General features: G+C 37.8%; 14 protein-coding genes. 7 read left to right on the plus strand and 7 right to left on the minus strand.

Translation table 11 applies throughout. The features are described 5' to 3' along the window. Positions 1-5: 5 nt before the first annotated feature. Genes EHR01_RS05820 through EHR01_RS05830 form a run of 3 tightly spaced genes read right to left on the minus strand, consistent with a single transcriptional unit; the run spans position 6 to position 2,353 of the window. The gene (locus EHR01_RS05820; protein ID WP_135693722.1) at positions 6-1,016 is read right to left on the minus strand and encodes a phosphoglycerate dehydrogenase; all 1,011 of its coding nucleotides are present in this window, start codon (positions 1,014-1,016) and stop codon (positions 6-8) included. Between the two features lie 7 nt (positions 1,017-1,023). Then, positions 1,024-1,974, minus strand: a complete 951-nt coding sequence (locus tag EHR01_RS05825; RefSeq protein WP_135693723.1) for a GDP-L-fucose synthase family protein — start codon at positions 1,972-1,974, stop codon at positions 1,024-1,026. A gap of 37 nt (positions 1,975-2,011) precedes the next feature. Continuing rightward, positions 2,012-2,353 (minus strand): MarR family EPS-associated transcriptional regulator, encoded by a 342-nt coding sequence (locus EHR01_RS05830; protein ID WP_135693724.1) that lies wholly within the window; start codon positions 2,351-2,353, stop codon positions 2,012-2,014. 202 nt (positions 2,354-2,555) lie between these two features. Between EHR01_RS05830 and EHR01_RS05835 the strand changes: the two genes are divergently transcribed. The 3 genes from EHR01_RS05835 (at position 2,556) to EHR01_RS05845 (ending at position 6,092) form a co-directional block, all read left to right on the plus strand. After that, positions 2,556-4,574 (plus strand): acyltransferase family protein, encoded by a 2,019-nt coding sequence (locus EHR01_RS05835; RefSeq protein ID WP_135693725.1) that lies wholly within the window; start codon positions 2,556-2,558, stop codon positions 4,572-4,574. Between the two features lie 212 nt (positions 4,575-4,786). Continuing rightward, complete coding sequence (locus tag EHR01_RS05840; RefSeq protein WP_135693726.1) at positions 4,787-5,911, plus strand: lysophospholipid acyltransferase family protein; 1,125 nt, start codon at positions 4,787-4,789, stop codon at positions 5,909-5,911. Further along, on the plus strand, positions 5,898-6,092 hold the full coding sequence (locus EHR01_RS05845; protein ID WP_004783710.1) for a hypothetical protein: 195 nt from the start codon (positions 5,898-5,900) through the stop codon (positions 6,090-6,092). The genes EHR01_RS05840 and EHR01_RS05845 overlap by 14 nt, the downstream gene beginning before the upstream one ends. A 9-nt stretch (positions 6,093-6,101) precedes the next feature. On the opposite strand, the gene EHR01_RS05850 is transcribed toward EHR01_RS05845, so the two are convergent. Then, positions 6,102-6,932, minus strand: coding sequence for an RNA methyltransferase (locus tag EHR01_RS05850; protein WP_135693727.1), 831 nt, complete (start codon positions 6,930-6,932; stop codon positions 6,102-6,104). 7 nt (positions 6,933-6,939) lie between these two features. Further along, on the minus strand, positions 6,940-8,955 hold the full coding sequence (locus tag EHR01_RS05855) for an NADPH-dependent 2,4-dienoyl-CoA reductase (protein WP_135693728.1): 2,016 nt from the start codon (positions 8,953-8,955) through the stop codon (positions 6,940-6,942). 77 nt (positions 8,956-9,032) lie between these two features. Between EHR01_RS05855 and EHR01_RS05860 the strand changes: the two genes are divergently transcribed. Beyond that, positions 9,033-9,449, plus strand: a complete 417-nt coding sequence (locus EHR01_RS05860; RefSeq protein WP_135693913.1) for a response regulator — start codon at positions 9,033-9,035, stop codon at positions 9,447-9,449. Here EHR01_RS05860 and EHR01_RS05865 read toward each other — a convergent pair. Next, positions 9,440-12,124: a PAS domain S-box protein gene (locus EHR01_RS05865; RefSeq protein WP_135693729.1), complete on the minus strand. Its 2,685-nt coding sequence runs from the start codon at positions 12,122-12,124 to the stop codon at positions 9,440-9,442. The two genes, EHR01_RS05860 and EHR01_RS05865, sit on opposite strands and share 10 nt — an antisense overlap. A gap of 12 nt (positions 12,125-12,136) precedes the next feature. Continuing rightward, complete coding sequence (locus EHR01_RS05870; protein WP_135693730.1) at positions 12,137-12,895, minus strand: SDR family NAD(P)-dependent oxidoreductase; 759 nt, start codon at positions 12,893-12,895, stop codon at positions 12,137-12,139. Between the two features lie 136 nt (positions 12,896-13,031). On the opposite strand from EHR01_RS05870, the gene EHR01_RS05875 reads away from it, so the two are divergent. The 3 genes from EHR01_RS05875 to EHR01_RS05885 all read left to right on the plus strand — a co-directional run bounded on the left by EHR01_RS05875 (position 13,032) and on the right by EHR01_RS05885 (position 17,564). Further along, positions 13,032-15,332 carry a SpoIIE family protein phosphatase gene (locus tag EHR01_RS05875; RefSeq protein WP_135693731.1) on the plus strand — a complete coding sequence of 767 codons (2,301 nt, stop codon included), beginning with the start codon at positions 13,032-13,034 and terminating at the stop codon, positions 15,330-15,332. A gap of 213 nt (positions 15,333-15,545) precedes the next feature. Further along, positions 15,546-16,814, plus strand: coding sequence for an Lcl C-terminal domain-containing protein (locus EHR01_RS05880; RefSeq protein WP_425269976.1), 1,269 nt, complete (start codon positions 15,546-15,548; stop codon positions 16,812-16,814). 48 nt (positions 16,815-16,862) lie between these two features. Then, the gene (locus EHR01_RS05885) at positions 16,863-17,564 is read left to right on the plus strand and encodes a hypothetical protein (protein WP_135693732.1); all 702 of its coding nucleotides are present in this window, start codon (positions 16,863-16,865) and stop codon (positions 17,562-17,564) included. Positions 17,565-17,758 lie beyond the last annotated feature (194 nt).

The raw sequence follows: 17,758 nt of genomic DNA on the forward strand, positions 1-17,758 counted from the left end.
TTACTTTATATCACCTTTGAAACCAAAGGCTCCCCATTAAAAAAACGAACCACCTCTTCTGCAGCCTCTCTCTCCATGTCTGCTCTACAATCATTAGAACATGAACCCATATGTTGTGTTAAAATAACATTTTCAAACTCTTTCAAAGCACCAAAATAGGGCTCTTCATCAAATACATCTAAAGCTGCTCCAGCTAATCCCTTTGATTTTAGAACTTGGTATAAATCGCTTTCGTTGACGATCCCTCCCCTAGCCGTATTGATCAAAAAGGCAGAAGATTTCATTTGATTTAGAAGTCCCAGATGAAACATATTCATTGTACTTTCCGAAAGAGGGACATGTATTGTAAGAATATCTGAGTTTTGAACTAGATCGACCAATTCTACTTGTCTGATCTTTACTTTACCCCAGTTTTTACCAAGTCTGGAATTCATTGAATACATTCCATCAGCCAATCTTTGTAATTCTTCAATATCTTTGCTTTTATCAACTAAATCGCAGATTAGGATTTCCTTAGGAAGAAATCCAATCAAATGGGAGGCAACACGTTTCCCTATTCGACCAAACCCCAAGATCCCAATACTAGAACCGCCAATACGATTACCATATGGTCTTGTCCACAATCCTTTTCGAATTTCACGATCAGCAAAGGAAACTTGCCTCATTAAATCCACCATCAGACCAATAGCCAATTCGGAAACAGCAGGTGATACTGCATCGGGAGTGTATGCAACTGATATAGATTTTTTTGCGCATAGGTCTAAGGGAACGCTATCAAGCCCAACACCAACACGAGAAATCAATTTCAATTGGGAAGTTTTTTCGACGAGAGGTGTTAGGTCTTCTGTTCCAGCAATCAGTGCATCAAAATTTTCAGCATTTTCTAAAACCTCACTAGGTTTCATTTTTCTTTCTAAGGGATTGATCACCACATGATGGCCATTGGAAAGTAAGTGATCGATTGCTTGTTTATCAGAACGACAAAAGGGATATGTGGAAACAAAAACATTAGCCACTGGTTACTTATCCTCTATGTTGCTTTACGAAATCTTCATAAGCTCGTTTGATTCCTTCTTTGAGTTCGATCTCATGTTTCCATCCCATTCGATGAAGTTTAGAAACATCTAATAATTTCCTTGGCGTCCCATCAGGTTTTGTTAAATCGAAGTTTAATTTCCCTGCATATCCAATCACTTCTTGGATTGTTTCTGCCAATTCACGAATGCTCACTTCGATCCCAGAACCAATATTTACATGTTCTCCACCTTTTGGATCACTAGACACATCATAATTCTCCATTAAAAACATGCAGGCTCTAGCCATGTCATCAGAGAACAAAAACTCACGAAGAGGTTTGCCTGTTCCCCAGATTACAACTTCAGGAGAATTCTGAACTTTTGCTTCGTGAATTCTTCTTATCAGTGCAGGTAAAACATGTGAATTCTCTGGATGATAATTGTCTCCAGGACCATAAAGATTGGTTGGCATCACTGAAATGAAGTTTGTACCATATTGACGGTTATAACTCTGACACATCACAATTCCGGCAATCTTTGCCACCGAATATGGCTCGTTTGTTGGTTCTAACTTACCATCGAGCAACTGACCTTCATCCATTGGCTGTTTGGCGAACTTTGGATAAATACAAGAGGAACCAAGAAAACACATCTTTTTTGTTCCAAATCGATATGCAGCATCAATTATGTTATTTTGAATTTGTAAATTCGAGAAAATAAACTCTGCAGGATAAGTATTGTTAGCATGAATTCCACCAACTTTAGCAGCTGCTAAAAAAACATATTCTGGCCTTTCTGCTTTAAAATAATCAATGACTGCATCTTGGTTTGTTAGATCAAGTTCAGAATGTGACTTTCCGATTACATTCGTAAACCCAGCCTCTTTCAAAACTTTAACTAAAGCAGAACCAACTAATCCTCTATGGCCTGCAATGTAGATTTTTGCATCTTTCTTCAAGTGATACTCCCTTTAAATTTTTTATAATAAGAACTTACTAAATCCCATTGGTAACACGGGAATAACCTAACTTTTCTATTTCGGCTTTTAAAGCCTCATATTCTCTTTTCTTAATTTCATAAAAATGCAAAGTAAGTCTCGCTTTTTCTTCAATTCCACTCGGCGTAAGCAAATAGGTGTAGGCCATCTTGTTTTTATTATTTCGAAAGTTATTCATTTTGATAAGACCTTTATCCAAAAAGGCTTTCAAAATATAATTCACCTTACCTAAACTAAGACCTAAAACATCAGAGGCATCCCTTTGCGATAAATGAGGATTTTCCTCAAGCAATTGCAAAAGTTTTAGGTGGTGGTCATTGTATTGGAAATTTTCTTTCATGAAAGGAAATGTTCCCGAACGGGGAGCTTCGATGACTTTCGGTAGGCATAGCTTCGCCCCCTGAGTCCCATAATTTATCAAAATGTGTTCAGTCTTTGAACGAGGTCAAGAAAAAATGTTCATTCAATGAACAAGAATCTTAGGATTTGAACTAAAATCCTGTGGACTTTCCCACTCCTCAAAATAGATTCGACCATTACCGATGTACAGGAAGGAACTCGATGGACTCAGAGCCATCGCCATTATCGCTGTTATACTCAACCACATAAAACAAGGGTTATGCCTAAATGGATATTTGGGTGTGGATATGTTCTTTGTTTTATCAGGATTTGTGATCACAAAATCCCTCATCGAAAGAGAGAAAATGGATTTTTTCCCATTTTTAAAAGACTTTTGGAAAAGAAGAGTCAAACGTTTGTTTCCCGCTTTGTTTGCAGTCGTAACCTTCACAATATTTACTACATTTCTCTTCTCATCTCACGAATCTCACCACACCACAATGAGCATTGAAACAGGACTCAGTTCATTGATTGGAATTGGAAATTTGTACTTAGCCAATATGGCAACAGACTATTTTAGCACCACAGCGGAACTCAATGCCTTCACCCATACATGGTCTCTTGGTGTAGAAGAACAGTTCTATCTTCTGTTTCCTCTTTTGTTTTGGGGACTATTACAAAAAGGAGATAAGAAAAAAACTTTTGTATTGGTTCTAAGTATCTTAACCACACTATCCGTTTTATTTTTTTTAAAGAACTTTGAAAAACACCCTATCAAAGTTTTTTATTTGGTCCACAGTCGGTTTTGGGAATTGAGTTTAGGTTCCCTCGTTTTTTTAGCTTCGAATCGACTGGAGGTGATGAATCATTCATTTCGACAAACAGTCGCTAGATTATCCTATTTTTTACTTCCGATCTTTTTATCCTTACTTATCGTTCTATTATTTGATTCGAAATACCCTAATCTTTCAGAAAAATATTATAATATCCTTATCGTTCTCCTAACGGCAGGTATTCTCTTATTTTTAGATTCAAATAGTTCTGTTGTAAAACTTTTGCAGTGGAAACCCATCACCTTTATTGGTATATTATCTTATTCATTGTATTTGTGGCACTGGCCAATCATTACTTTTTTTCGTTGGACTTTTGGGATCAAAAACCATCTAATTCCTCTTATTCTCATCCTTTGTTTCTGTTTTTCTTATTTATCCTATCGTATGATAGAATCTCCATTAAGATATTCGGAATGGAGATGGAAGTGGCTTAACAAAGCACGTTCTTTATCTCCAACTACCCTTTCCATTTCCACGGCAATTTTATTTATCATCTTAATTCGAGTTATTCTTTATCCATTTTATTTGAATGGATCTTTTTATCTTGGCACACCTGCCAAATTAAAATCTAAAGGTGTGCATAATTTATTAAGTCCAGTCATCTACCAATCTGAAACTTGGGATCCACAAAATTGTGTTTTGGCAAACAACAAAGATTTAGGCAAAAATATCACATCAGAAAATTGTTCCTTTGGGAAACAATTCAAATCCAAACAAAAATATTTAGTGTTAGGAAATTCATATAGTGCTGCACAAGTTTATATGTTCCAAGTGCTCCCAGAAAACCATTCAATGGTAACCATTACTTCTAGTTTAGGAAGTTTTCCTGCGCCAAACTTAACGTTTGCAAACAACTGGGAAAAAACCAATCGATATTACTGGAATGAAGTAGTCCCCAAGTTAACGGCGGAATTGAAAGAAAATGATGGGATTCTGATGGTTTATGATCTATCTAGTGTCATATCCGAAGAAGAAAAAATGAATCTTTTTATAAGTGAACTGAGTCAATTTGTATCAACATTCAAAAACAAAAAAATCAATGTGATCTTTCAACATACAATCCCATTGATGAGAGAATCCAATTGTAATCCCGATTTAGCACAAAAACAATGGTGGCATAAATTTCAAGAACCACCTTGTTTGTATTTTTCTAAAGAAGAAACTTTAAACCGGAGACGGCCATTCCATGACAAATTGATCAATCTAAAAAAGGAACATTCCAATTTTTATGTTCTCGATTTAATGGATGTCTTTTGCCCAGAAAAAGAATGCCAATTCGTAAACAAAAAGGGAGAGTTTTTATACAGAGACGAATATTCCCATCCAAGCATTGAAGCAAGTATTTTAGCAAAAACATCTCTCTGGCAGGTCATTCAAAAAATAAATTAAGATACTCTATCCTTAGAAAATTCTATCTTAAATTCCTACAGTAACCAACAAAATCAATCCAACGAAAAACCAAAGTAAAAGAATCACAAAGAAAAATTGACCACCGATCGGACTATTTTCAAAATTCTAATAAAAACAAACTGAACAAATCGGTATCAAAACAATCTAGTTTCCAATTGACTTTTATTGCTTAGACCAAGATACCTATCTGAATGAAACCCAAAAAACGAACGCTCGCATATGATTTCCTAATCAAATTAGTGAGTTTGGCCAAAGGAACAGTTTTCCATTCCATAGAAGAAAATTTTTCATGCGTAGAAGAACATTTGGAATCACCATACCCTACCGCCTTACTTTGTAATCATGTTTCCGAAGCAGATGTTGTCTCTCTTTCGATGGTTTATCCAAGGTTAAGCCCCAAAATCAAAATGATCATTCCAGCAAGGGAGGATATTTTGTTACCTGGGTTTTTACAAAAGGAATTTCGCTCAAAGGGAATTTTAAAATGGGTTTTTAAGTTTATCGATGCTACCAAAATCATTCCTTTTTTATTACGTTATATTGGGGCAGTTCCCATAAAACGCCCGTTCCGTGACAATGCCAGAGAACTCATCAAATCAGGAGAACTTCGAGACAAAGTAGACAGCGAATGGACAGACCTTGTTGCTCATATCAAAAAAGGAAGAAACTTGTTTATGTTTCCAGAAGGAACCTACAGCCATGACGGTTTTTTAAACCAAGTCAAACGCGGAGCCTACTACATCAAATCCAAAATTGACAAACTTCATTTTAATAGTTTTACGCTCACTTACGACCACCTTTCCTATCAAAAAACAAAGTTATACATAAAATACGGAAAACCTTTTGAAATTCATAAAGAACTTCCAGCTGACCAAGTTGTGAAATTAGTAGCAGAAAAATTGGGGAAAAACTACACAGTAACACTTGGAAACCTAACATCATTTATCTTATTAAAATTTGGAAAAGAAACAAAAATCAAAAAACACCAATTTATAGAACTCATCCTCAAACTCAAAAAACAAATCGAATCAACGTTTCCTGAAATCACAATTGCTTCCGAATTAAAAAAAGAAACAATTCAAATCCAATTGGAATCAATTTTCTCCAAACTAAAAACTATCAATCTCATTGATTGGGAAGAAGAAACCATCCATACCAAAGAGATTCTCTATCATATTCCAAAATCAATACACAATTTAAAAAAATCGAATATAGTCATGTATCATAGAAATCAACTCACAGCCCACCTGCAACATTTAGAAGATGTCTGGAATGGGATTTTTACAAACCAAGGAGCTACAAATGAAACCACTTAAACCCATACGCATTGTTTTATTATTTTCTTTCTTTTTTGTTGGTTGTGGGACTATCTCTCGCGGTTGTGCCAAATATTTTGGTTATGATGAGGTTTGTGTGGACGGAGTCAAATACATTCAGTTCACTTCCGGTGCGAGTGTAAAATACAATCCAGATGGAACGATTGCCACTTGCCGTTAAAAGGACCAACTAAACTTCGTGATTGGTTCTATTTCTAGTGACTTCCCAAAGTAAAATGGAACCAGCGCAAGCAACATTGAGAGAATTAACAACTCCTCTCATCGGAATTTTAAGAATCAAATCACAAAGGGATTGTAAGTGAACACTCATCCCTTTGGCTTCATTTCCCAGGATTAACAAAACAGGACTTTTGATATTGGTATTTTCCAAAGATTCTTTTCCAAGAGAATCGGAACCAATCACTTGGAGATTACATCGATTTTTTTCTTTTTCTAAAAACATTTCCAAAGAAGTGACTGATTCTAAAAAAACCAACTTGGTGTGAAAGATACTGCCTAAACTTGCTCTTAAAACTTTCGGATCATAAACATCAATCGAATGTCCCAGAACAAATACAACATCCACTTGGAAAGCATCAGCAGACCGAAGGATGGAACCAAAATTTCCCAAATCACTTGGCCTGTCAAAGAGGAGATAAAAAGGATGGTTGGTGGGGACTAGGTTTTGAATACCAGTGCGATGAATTTTGGCTGTGACAATGAGTTCTGATGGATTCTCTTTTTCGGAAAGTTCCAAAAAAAGACCAGAGGCTACCTCGAATTGTTTTGCCTTCGGATATTTTTTTAAAACAGATTCTGCCCAAAACGAAAGCTTCACTCCTTCCCTAAATAAAATACGAGTGATTTCCCAACGAGCATCTATCAGCTGTTTAATGCATTCAGTACCCTCAACAAAAACCTCATTCTCTTGGCTCCGTTTGGACCGATTGGTCCTGAGAGCCAAAAGAATTTGAAATTCAGCATTCTTAACAGATATTTTGAGAGGGCGGCCCTGAGACATACAAAACTTATATGGTTACAGCAAGCCTTGTCCCTTGGTCTATCGCACGTTTGGCATCAAGTTCGGAAGCGAGGTCTGCACCACCAATCAAATGTACAGGAATCTTTGCTTTTTGCAATGGTTCCAACAAAGAACGATTGGAATCTTGGCCTGCACAAACAACAACAGTATCACAAGGGATTTTTTTTGTTTCCCCTTTCACTTCGATCAGAATTCCATCTGCTTCAATGGCTTTGTAAGTGACTCCAGAAATTTGAGTGACCTTTCGATCTTCTAAAGAAGTTTTATGAATCCAACCAGTAGTTTTTCCAAGAGTGGCTCCAAATTTACTATTGGAACGTTTTAACATGGTCACTTCTCGACCAGAATGAGGAGTGTCTTTTACACTGAGTCCACCATCTTTTGTGATGTTTTGGTTGATCCCCCATTCCTTTAAATAATTCTCTTTGGTAAAATCATGGCCTGCATCGGTTAACATCAAACTCACATCAAATCCAATTCCGCCTGCACCCATCACAACAGCCCGTTTCCCAACCGGTTTTCCTTTTAAAACTACATCCACATAACTTAATACATTGGCGCCATTAATTCCAGGGATTTCAGGGATACGAGGGATGACTCCTGTTGCAAGAACCACTTCATCGAATCCTTGTTTGATGAGGTCTTCAGCTGATACAAAAGTATTGAGTTTGAGATCCACACCATGTTTTTTTACCATCTCACCAAAGTAACGAATGGTTTCTTTAAATTCCTCTTTTCCTGGAATCCGACGAGCAATGTTTAACTGTCCACCAAGTTCTTCGTGGGCGTCAAACAAGGTGACTGAATGTCCTCGTTCGGCAAGAGTTGTCGAACAAGCCATCCCACCGGGACCTGCACCCACAACCGCTACTTTTTTTGGTTTGGATGTTTTGGTAATGATAAGATCGGTTTCATGGCAAGCTCTTGGATTCACCAAACAACTACAAATTTTTCCTTGGAAGATATGATCGAGACATGCTTGGTTACAAGCGATACAAGTATTGATCTCTTGCGATTTACCTGCCGCTGCTTTGTTTACAAAAAAAGAATCAGCAAGGAAGGGTCTTGCCATAGATACTAAATCAGCATCACCGGCAGCAAGAACTGACTCTGCAATTTCTGGAGTATTGATACGGTTCGAAGTTACAAGAGGAATGTTTACATGTCCTTTCACTTTTGCAGTGACCCAAGTAAAAGCTGCTCTTGGAACCATCATTGCAATGGTAGGAATTCTTGCTTCGTGCCAACCAATCCCAGTGTTGATGATAGTAGCCCCTGCTTTTTCAATTTCTTTGGCAAGAATCAAAACTTCGTCAATGTTACCACCATCTTCTACAAGATCTAACATAGACAAACGGTAAATGATGATAAAATCAGTTCCCACTCGTTTGCGAACCGCTTTGATGATTTCAATAGGAAACTTGATACGATTTTCAAAACTTCCACCCCAATCATCGGTTCTGTTGTTTGTACGTTTGGCTATGAATTGGTTGATGAGATAACCCTCACTCCCCATGATTTCAACTCCATCATAACCAGCTAACTTCGCGAGTTCCGAACACCGTGCAAAGTCTTCAATGGTTTGAAAAATTTCCTCTTCTGTTAAAGGGTGAGGTTTAAACATATTGATGGGTGCTCGAAGATTGGATGCTCCCACTATTTTATCATGGTATCCGTAGCGACCAGTATGAAGGATTTGCATGGCAATTTTTCCACCTTCTTTATGCACCGCATCTGTCACCACTCGGTGGTGTTTGGCTTCTTCTTCCGTATCCATCACACCACCACCACGGGACACTCTCCCTGCTTCGTTCGGAGCAATTCCTCCTGTAACTATGAGTGCCACACCACCCTTCGCCCGTTCACCATAAAAAGCTGCCATTCGTTCATAACCGTTCGGAGCTTCCTCGAGACCAGTATGCATGGAACCCATAATGGTTCTATTTCGTAATGTAGTGAACCCAAGAGACAAAGGGGACAAAAGATTTGGATAAGATGTCATATGCTACAAGAATAGAAAATGGAAGATTTTGGCAAGATTTACTTGCAATCCAATTGAGAACCGGTATAACAATCACCGTGGCAATTGTGGCTGAGAATAAAAATAAAAAAAATGCGATTCTATTCGTAGATGATGAATCCATTATATTAATGAGTATGAAGTCGCAGGTAAAACAACATTTTGGTGAACAATTCAAATACCTAACTGCAGACAGTGCCATGGAAGCTTGGGACATTTTAAAAGAATTAGAGGAAGAAGGAAAATCTGTTTCGGTGATCATTTCTGACTGGTCTATGCCAGGCATGAATGGAGATGAATTTTTAAGGAAAGTACATAAATCTTATCCAAACATCGAAAAAGTAATCATTACGGGATTTGCAGACCAAAAATCCGTGGAAAATTTAAATTCAGAAATTGGCCCCATTACTTGTTTGAAAAAACCTTGGGATGAAGAGGAACTCATTTCCACAATCTCACATGCCATTCACGACTGACTTTTTTTCGGAAGGTAAATATAAAAAATCGTTTCGCCTGGCACAGATGAAAGATCGATCCTTCCTCCATGCCGTTTCACAATCTTATTAACGATATCGAGTCCAAGTCCACTCCCTTCCCCCGGAGCTTTGGTGGTAAAAAATGGCTCAAAAATTTTTCCTTGGATATCTTTTGGGATCCCGGGTCCAGAATCCTTCAGGGAAACTAAAATTTCTCCTCCCTGGTCTTTTACTGCAATCTCCAAATTTCCAACAAAGGACATAGCCTGCAAAGAATTGTAAATCAAATTGGTCCAAACATGCAACAAGTCGTCCGGATAACAATCAATTGGTGCGACTGGATCAAAATCTTTCTTTAAATTGATTCCACGTTTCAATTGATTTTGGTAAATGGTCAGAACAGTTTCTATGGTTTCAGGAATGGACGCTTTGTTTTTTTTACCCGTGGCATCAAACCTAGAAAAATTCTTTAAGGCATACATAATTTTGGAAATACGATCCACTGCCAGTTGGATGGAGCGAGTGTTCCTACGGAATTGGATTTCCAAAGATAAATAATCTAAAAACACTTTGATATAATGCGAATTAAATAAAGGCAGATAACTCGGATCTATTTCTCCAATTCCTAATTCTACCCAAGCTTCGGAAAATTCTTCAGCACATCCCAAATCAAACCCATGAGCCAAAAAGATTTCTTTATTTTTCTTTTTGCGAAGTCGTTCTTCTTTACCAGTATAAAATTCAATTGGTTGGTCTAAATTAGCCAAAATGGTTTTTACAATCTTTTGTTCCGGCAATGGAACTGATAAAATTGCTTCACGAAAAAGTTGTGAGGCAAGGCCATATTTTTTATGCCAATCCAACATATTTTGGTTCGAGGCCTTAACTGCACCGATCGGATTATTGATTTCATGGGCGATCCCGGCTATCAATTGGCCAAGGGCTGCTAACTTTTCCGATTGAATTAACTGTTCTTGGGTTCGTTTGAGATTTTCAAGCGCTAACTCCAATTCCAATTTTTGTTTTTCAATCAGTTTATTTTTATCCCGAATTTCTGAATTGATCAGACGTAACTCTTCCACCTCTTTTAATGGACTTAAATCGAAAATACTATAAGCAATTGAGTTTGTTTCTTTGTATAGAAACCGTTTAACAGAAACTAGTGCTGGAAACAAATCACCATTTTTCTTTTTACAAACAATTTCCAAAGACTCTGTTGTAAAATTTGCAATCGTATTTCGAATTTTGCGAAGTGATTCCGTTGTCAAAAGACTTCTTACTTTAAGATAGGGAATTTCTGTTAGGTCGTATCCAAACAAACGTTGGAATGCAAAATTTGAATCTTTTACATTTAATCCATTCTCATCAAAGATTAAAAAAGCCTCCGTTGAAAATTGATAAAAAGCTTCAAACCGTTCATCCGATTTACGAAGTGCCTCTTCACTTAGTTTTGTATCTGTAATATCTAAAATAGTTCCTTGTAGGATCCTCGCTTCACCTTCTTTGTTACGTGTGAGTTTTCCGATCGCTTCGATCCAATGTAATTTTCCATCTGGGTGATTGATTCGGTTTCGGATTCTGTAAGCAGAACGATTTAAATCTTCCATCAGAAGAGTTGTTTCTTTGGACAATAACTCCAAATCATCTTTGAATGTGAGTTCTAAAAATTTTTCTACAGTCACTTCAAAGTTTTGACCAGGAAATCCGTATATACTATATGTTTGTGGCGACCAATATATCGTCCTTGTTTGGATATCCCAACTCCAGATTCCCATTTTTGCAGCATCAAGTGCCATTACCAATCGAGACTCCGATTCTTTTAAGGCTATATTTGCTTCCTTTTGTTTGGTTCTGTCAATCATCGCTCCAAACATTCGATAGGCGCCACCATCTTTGTTATATAGAAAAATTCCATTGTCTTCTATATAAATGTAAATTCCAGATTTGATTCGATAACGATATTCTATCGTAAACTTTTGGTGGTTTGTCAAAGCATCTTCGAATGCCTCAAGAGTTCGCTCTCTGTCATCGGGATGGATTGCATCGGCCCATTCTTTATAACCCACTTTTTGGTATTCTTCTTCTGAATAACCTGTGATTTCTTGGATGGCCCCTCCCCAATGATTTTCCCCTGAGCCAATATCCAAATCATAAACCATACTTAACGAAAGTTCGGTGATTGTTCTATATTTTATTTCATTAGATTCTAAAGCTTTTTGTTTGAGGACATTCTCCGTAATGTCTGTGATGAGAAAAACAAGGAACGTAAGTTCTCCTTCTTTTCCAAAAACAGGAGAACCATTGATCGATAGGTATTTTTTATTCCCGCGAGAATCTTCTATTGCATGACGAATGTCTGTGACTGGTTTTTTTGTTTTTAAAACAATATTAAAAGGTTGGTCTTCTTCCCTCCAAGGCCCACCATCCAAAGAAGAATTTTTCCATTCAGGGGCATCGTAGGTTCTTGTTAGAATGTCATTGAGTGTGATTCCAAGAACAGACTCGGAAGCTGGGTTGGCATACCGAATCTGACCCAATGGATTGAGTACCATCATGGCTGTGGAACTGACATTCATTATGGTTGTCAAAAGCTCGGCTTCGACAAATTTTTCATCTTCAGAAAGACGACGTTCTACTGGTTTCCCTCTTTCTTTTGTATCTCCATTTCCTGACACTCCCCAATAGACTTATTTTTTTAACGAAACTAGTTTATAAGCTTCAATTTTTTGGTAAATTGGAAGAATGAAAAACAAAAACCGATCCAGAATTTGGATGAAACGGAAGAGAAAGGATGGATACACTTCTTTTGCATTTGATTCAATCCCTTTCACTACTTTTTTGGCAACCGTTTCAGGTGATTGGCTTGGAAATGGAACCGGTACTTTTTTCCCTGCTGCACCAAAGAACTGCGTTCTAGTAGCAATGGGATAGACAACCATCACACGATTTCCTGGTTTCAATTCAAACCGGAAGGCATCGATAAACGAACGAACGGCTGCTTTTGTCGATGAATACAATGCATAACCGGGCAATGACAAATGGCTCATAGCAGAGGCAGTGACAACAAAAAGAAATGGCTCCTTCCGTGTTTGGTTTAGAGCAATCAAACAATAAAATGGAGAGAACACATTTGTTGAATAAATCCTCGCAATGCGATCCCAATCGGCATTCGGGATGACTTCGTAATAAGCAAAACCTGCGTTTGCATAAAAAATATCGATTCCGCCTAGTTTTTTGTCCGCATCTTTTAGTAATTTGTCCAAATTCTCTTTTTTGGATACATCGCATTTATAAGGAATGACATTTGGATGTGTTAGGATGTTCTTTTCGTTTAAGTCGCAAGCAAGAACCTTGACTCCTTCATGCTTTAACACTTGCAACATGGTCTCTTTTCCGATTCCGGAACCTGCGCCGGTAATCACGATTCTTTTATTTTTTAGTTCCATGGGCGAAACCTAAACCGAAGAGATTTCAAATAAAGTCCTTTTTAATAAGACATCTAACTTTTTTTGGAATGATTCCATAAAATATCTTTACTGTGTTTTTCTTTAGCGATACTCTTTGTTTCCCTGAGGAATCCGTATGAGCATGTTTTTTGATCGTATTTTCAAGTTCTTCTATAAATATATTTCCTATAGCTTTGCCATCGTTATTTTCTCCCTCCAAGGTGCCTTTTTTGGAGCCTTTTATGCCTATTTTTTTGGATCCGCCTTAATCCCTGAGTTCACCATTGAAAATCATCCAGAAGTGGTTTTGGTTTTTGTGATCACCACAGCCATCGCAGCTCTCGGCCATAGCATCGAGTTTGGAATTTTAACACCTATCGGGTATTTGGGCTTTCGTACTGATACTAAAAAACTAAATGCCAATCTGAAACCCAACGAAACCATCCGGCACAAAGATATTTTGGAATTAGAAAACCTTCTCAATGCCATCATTGATTTTCCAAAAGAAAATATGTATGCCGCGCTAAGATATGCTTCTTTTGTTTTTATCTCAGTATCTTTCACTTATATTTTTTATCAATACCCACTTTATGAATTGGCTTTGATTCTCATTGGTTGGCTTGCAGCCGTTTTTGTATACGGAGGTTTTTCATATATCATTTCCGATTATTTTACCGGTGCCAAACGAGTGGAGATAAAAAAAATACTCTCTTATCGAGATGTCACCATTCACAAAAACCACGGGATCATGAGTTTAAAAGGAAAGTTTATTTTCCTACTCATACTCATCTTACTTTCGTTATCTGTATTAGCAGTTTTTATTTCCTTTGAAAATGCAAGTCTAATCAAAATTTTTGCCTTCATTACAATGACTTTTTTTGAAGCGGTCATTTTAATTTTTATGTTTTTTCAATCTATTAATTTAACATTAGAACAAATCAATGAATCAGCAAATAGCTTAGCAAGTGGCGGAAGGGGTGCCCTTCCAATCCTTTCTATTGACAAAGAGTTCATTCAATTTGCTGAAAACTTTGAAAAAGCAACCAGGGAAGTGGGAAGGATTAGAGAAAACTTAACAGAATTAGTAGAAGCAAAAACTTCAGAACTTCGAAACAGTTTGGAAACCGTTGAAACTTTGAAAAAACAACAAGATGGAGATTATTTCCTTACTTCATTACTCATCAAACCACTCAGCTTAAACAAAACTCTTGGTTCCAATGTCAAAACCGATTTTTTAATCAAACAAAAGAAAACCTTCACTTTCCATGGAAGGGAAAATGAAATCGGTGGTGATATTTGTATCACAAGAACCGTTCCCTTGCGCGGAAAAGATTACACTTTTTTTCTAAATGCTGATGCCATGGGCAAATCTTTACAAGGTGCAGGCGGAGTCCTTGTTCTCGGAGCAGCTGTACAATCCATTTTGGAGCGTTCTTTTGCAGTACAATCGATCAAATCGCAATATGCGGAAAAATGGATAAAAAATGCATATCAGGAACTCCACCATATATTCGAAAGCTTCGACTGTTCAATGTTAGTTTCTATGGTTATGGGTCTTATTGATGATGAAACTGGCCTTATGTATTATCTGAATGCCGAACATCCCTGGTCAGTTCTGTACAGGAACCAAAAGTCAGAATTCATTAAAAACAACTCTGAACTAAGAAAACTGGGAACCCCAGTCAAAGAAAACTCCTTAGAAATTACCACCTTACAACTACAACCTGGTGATGTTGTCATTTTAGGTTCAGATGGTAGAGATGATATTGAATTTGATACTCAAACGGAATTTAGAAAAATCAATCATGATGAAGAACTTTTTTTACACCATGTCGAAAAAGGAGGCGGAAACTTAAAATCAATTTACCAATCCATTTTGGAAATGGGAGAACTCACCGACGACTTAAGTTTGATGAGAATTTCTTTTAAAGAACACCAAACACTTCCGCCTAGATCCATTCGAAAGGAATCTTACGATCTTATGCGAAAGGCAAGAAACCATATCAAAGAAAACCAATTGGACCAAGCAAAAGATAGTTTAATCGAAGCCAACAGGATCAATCCGGAAAACCAAGAAATCACAAGAGCCCTCATTCGTCTTTTGGTTCGAATGAAAGAATACAAACTCGCAGCTGAAAAATGTAATATATACATCGAAGAATTTCCAGGAGACACGGATTTAATTTATCTCGCATCTTTCACTTACAAACAAACAAAAGAATATGGTAAGGCAATAGATATGGGAGAAAGGATTCGGTTGCGAAATCCGGGCCATTTATCCAACCTTTTGCGACTGGTGCAACTTTACCTTCTTGTGGGTAACCTGCCAAAAGCAGAAAAAACCTTGGGCCTCGCTTCCTTTTTAACAGCAGATTCCAAACGAGTCGATAGTTTAAGAACAGAAATTGAGGGTTTTCGGAAGAAAAATGTTGATTAAATTGAATCAATGTTAGAGGGTCGGTCATCTCTTTCATTCATTGAATTTATGACCCATTTTTGCCTGCGAATCCTATGTTTTTTTACTCTTGTTTCTATGTCATTTTCATGCCGAGAGACAAACTTTAACAACCTCTGCGATCCTAAGTCAAAAGATTATTTGGAAAGTTTAGTCATACGATTCGTCAATTTTGATGAAACCTCCCATTGCGGAGTGGTTTTGAAAGTCCTACCTCCCAGCTATTTAATTTGTCCCGCACTCATCCCCAAACCCAATGGCAGTTTCTTTTTAGAAAATTTTGAAACCGATGGAAACCGTCTGAGTTTTTCCTCAAACCCCGCTTTGCCCATTGGAATTTCGTTTTCTCCATTTTCAAATTCAATCCAAGGTATCTACTCAGGATGGAAAGCAAACCGACAGTCTTTTACCATCACAGCCACAAATCCCAAAGGGAGTGCCAGTTGTACATACAATCCCGCTTGGATGGGAAAACTCCCATTTAAGACAAAACAAACCACTTGTTATGATGGGAATGTACCTACCCCCTTCATCGATCCTAGTTGTGCAATCATTCCCGGTCAAGATGGACAAACACAAAAAGGTATACCGCAAGTGTTTATTGGCCCATCCCTCGTTGCGGGTGAAGAAATTACGACTGACCAAACCACCGGCCTTGTTTGGACAAGTTGCCAAAGGGGCAAAACAGGGATCGGATGTACTTCTGTTGGTGTGACCGATTTTACCTTTGCCACCGCCCAAGCAGACTGTGCAGGACTCAATGTTGGATCAGGGTTTGCCAATCGAACCGACTGGAGAGTTCCTGAAATGGAGGAATACATCAGCACGTTTGATTATTCTTTGGCAAATCCATCCATCAACCAAACTTTTTTTCCTCAATCTGATAGTTGGAATTATAAAACAAATACCAGTTACAATCCAGGGGTAGGTGCTTATTACCCCACTTTCATTGACTCAGGGATAGGTGGAGGGGGTTATGGTGATCCGCATCGTTTGCGTTGTGTATCCAATGGAACCCAACCAAAAAACAAACGACTTCAAAACAATAACGATGGAACCATTCTTGATCTTGATACCTCTCTTGTTTGGCAAAGGTGTAGTGCTGGCCAAACAAATCTCACCACTTGCTCGGGAGGAACAGATCTCGTCATCGATTGGTTTGGAGCCATTAGTTATTGCCAAGGATTGAACTTAGCGGGAAGAACTTGGAGACTTCCAAATGCAAGCGAACTAAGAAGTTTACTCGATTATTATCTTACGTATGGATACCCAGGATTTGACCCAATCTACTTTCCAAACACTGCTACCGCAGCTGCCCCTGCTGTAGCAAACTACTGGACTTCGACAACAAGTATATTAAACACCGAAAATGCATTTGTCGTAAATTTTCAATATTCTGGTGGTGGGGGTGACGTAAAAACAAACAATGCCGACAATCATATTCGTTGTGTTTCTGATTTTTAAGGTTTGGCGAAATCAAACAAAAATAGAAAGGTAACATCACAAACCGAAATGTCGCAGCAGTTCCCCTATTACTTCCTTCTATTACTTTTCCTTTTTCAATGTACCACCATTGGATTTCATGAAAAAAAAATCAGGGAGGAAATGGCCTTTGGGGAAGAAAGCCAGTTTCGAGTTTGCCTCATCGCAGAACCAGACATCACCAAAGAAGAAATCTCCGATTTATTTAAAGCTTGGAATGAAGAACTTTCATTTTATCAACTGAAAGCCTTACCAGTCGAATTGGCCGTGATGGAAAGACCTGGATTTTGGGGAACAGACATCCTTGGTTATTTAATGGAACACCAACTAACAAAAGATTGTGACAGGCTCCTCTACTTAAAAGGAAGAACTTGGGGTGACATTACTTTTGAAGTTTTGACTCTCGGAATTTTTGTGGGAGTGGGATTAAAACTAGAAGTTCAAGGTGCAGTGGAGGGCCAATCCAATACAAGAGGTTATATCAAAGCAAAATACATTTCCACCATACAAATGTTATTTACTAGTCCAAAGTCCACTCTCATCCACGAAGGTTACCATTTACTCGGCTGTGGCCACCAACTCTTTATGAAAGAATGTTATGAAAAAATTCGTGATGTAAAACTACTCCTAACGGACCCTAACCGTGATCCCAACTTTTTTCCTGTTATCACCACGCGTGGAAAAAAAATTCTATCAAGGGACCAAGTCACCACATTCACAAACAAAGATTAGTTTTTTAAAATAAAAAAATCCCGACAATTGTCTGTTACTTTCCGTACATTTTGAACGCCGTTCAACACGCGAACCACCGGGAAAACCCTAAACAAAACAACTGTTAAAAACTAATTTTTGATTTCGCATAACAAATTGAATCGACAGCCCCTTGGCCTAACCACAGATTTGCGATTAATCAAAATACTGGGTAA

The sequence above is a fragment of the Leptospira mtsangambouensis genome, from assembly GCF_004770475.1.
Taxonomy (GTDB): domain Bacteria; phylum Spirochaetota; class Leptospiria; order Leptospirales; family Leptospiraceae; genus Leptospira_A; species Leptospira_A mtsangambouensis.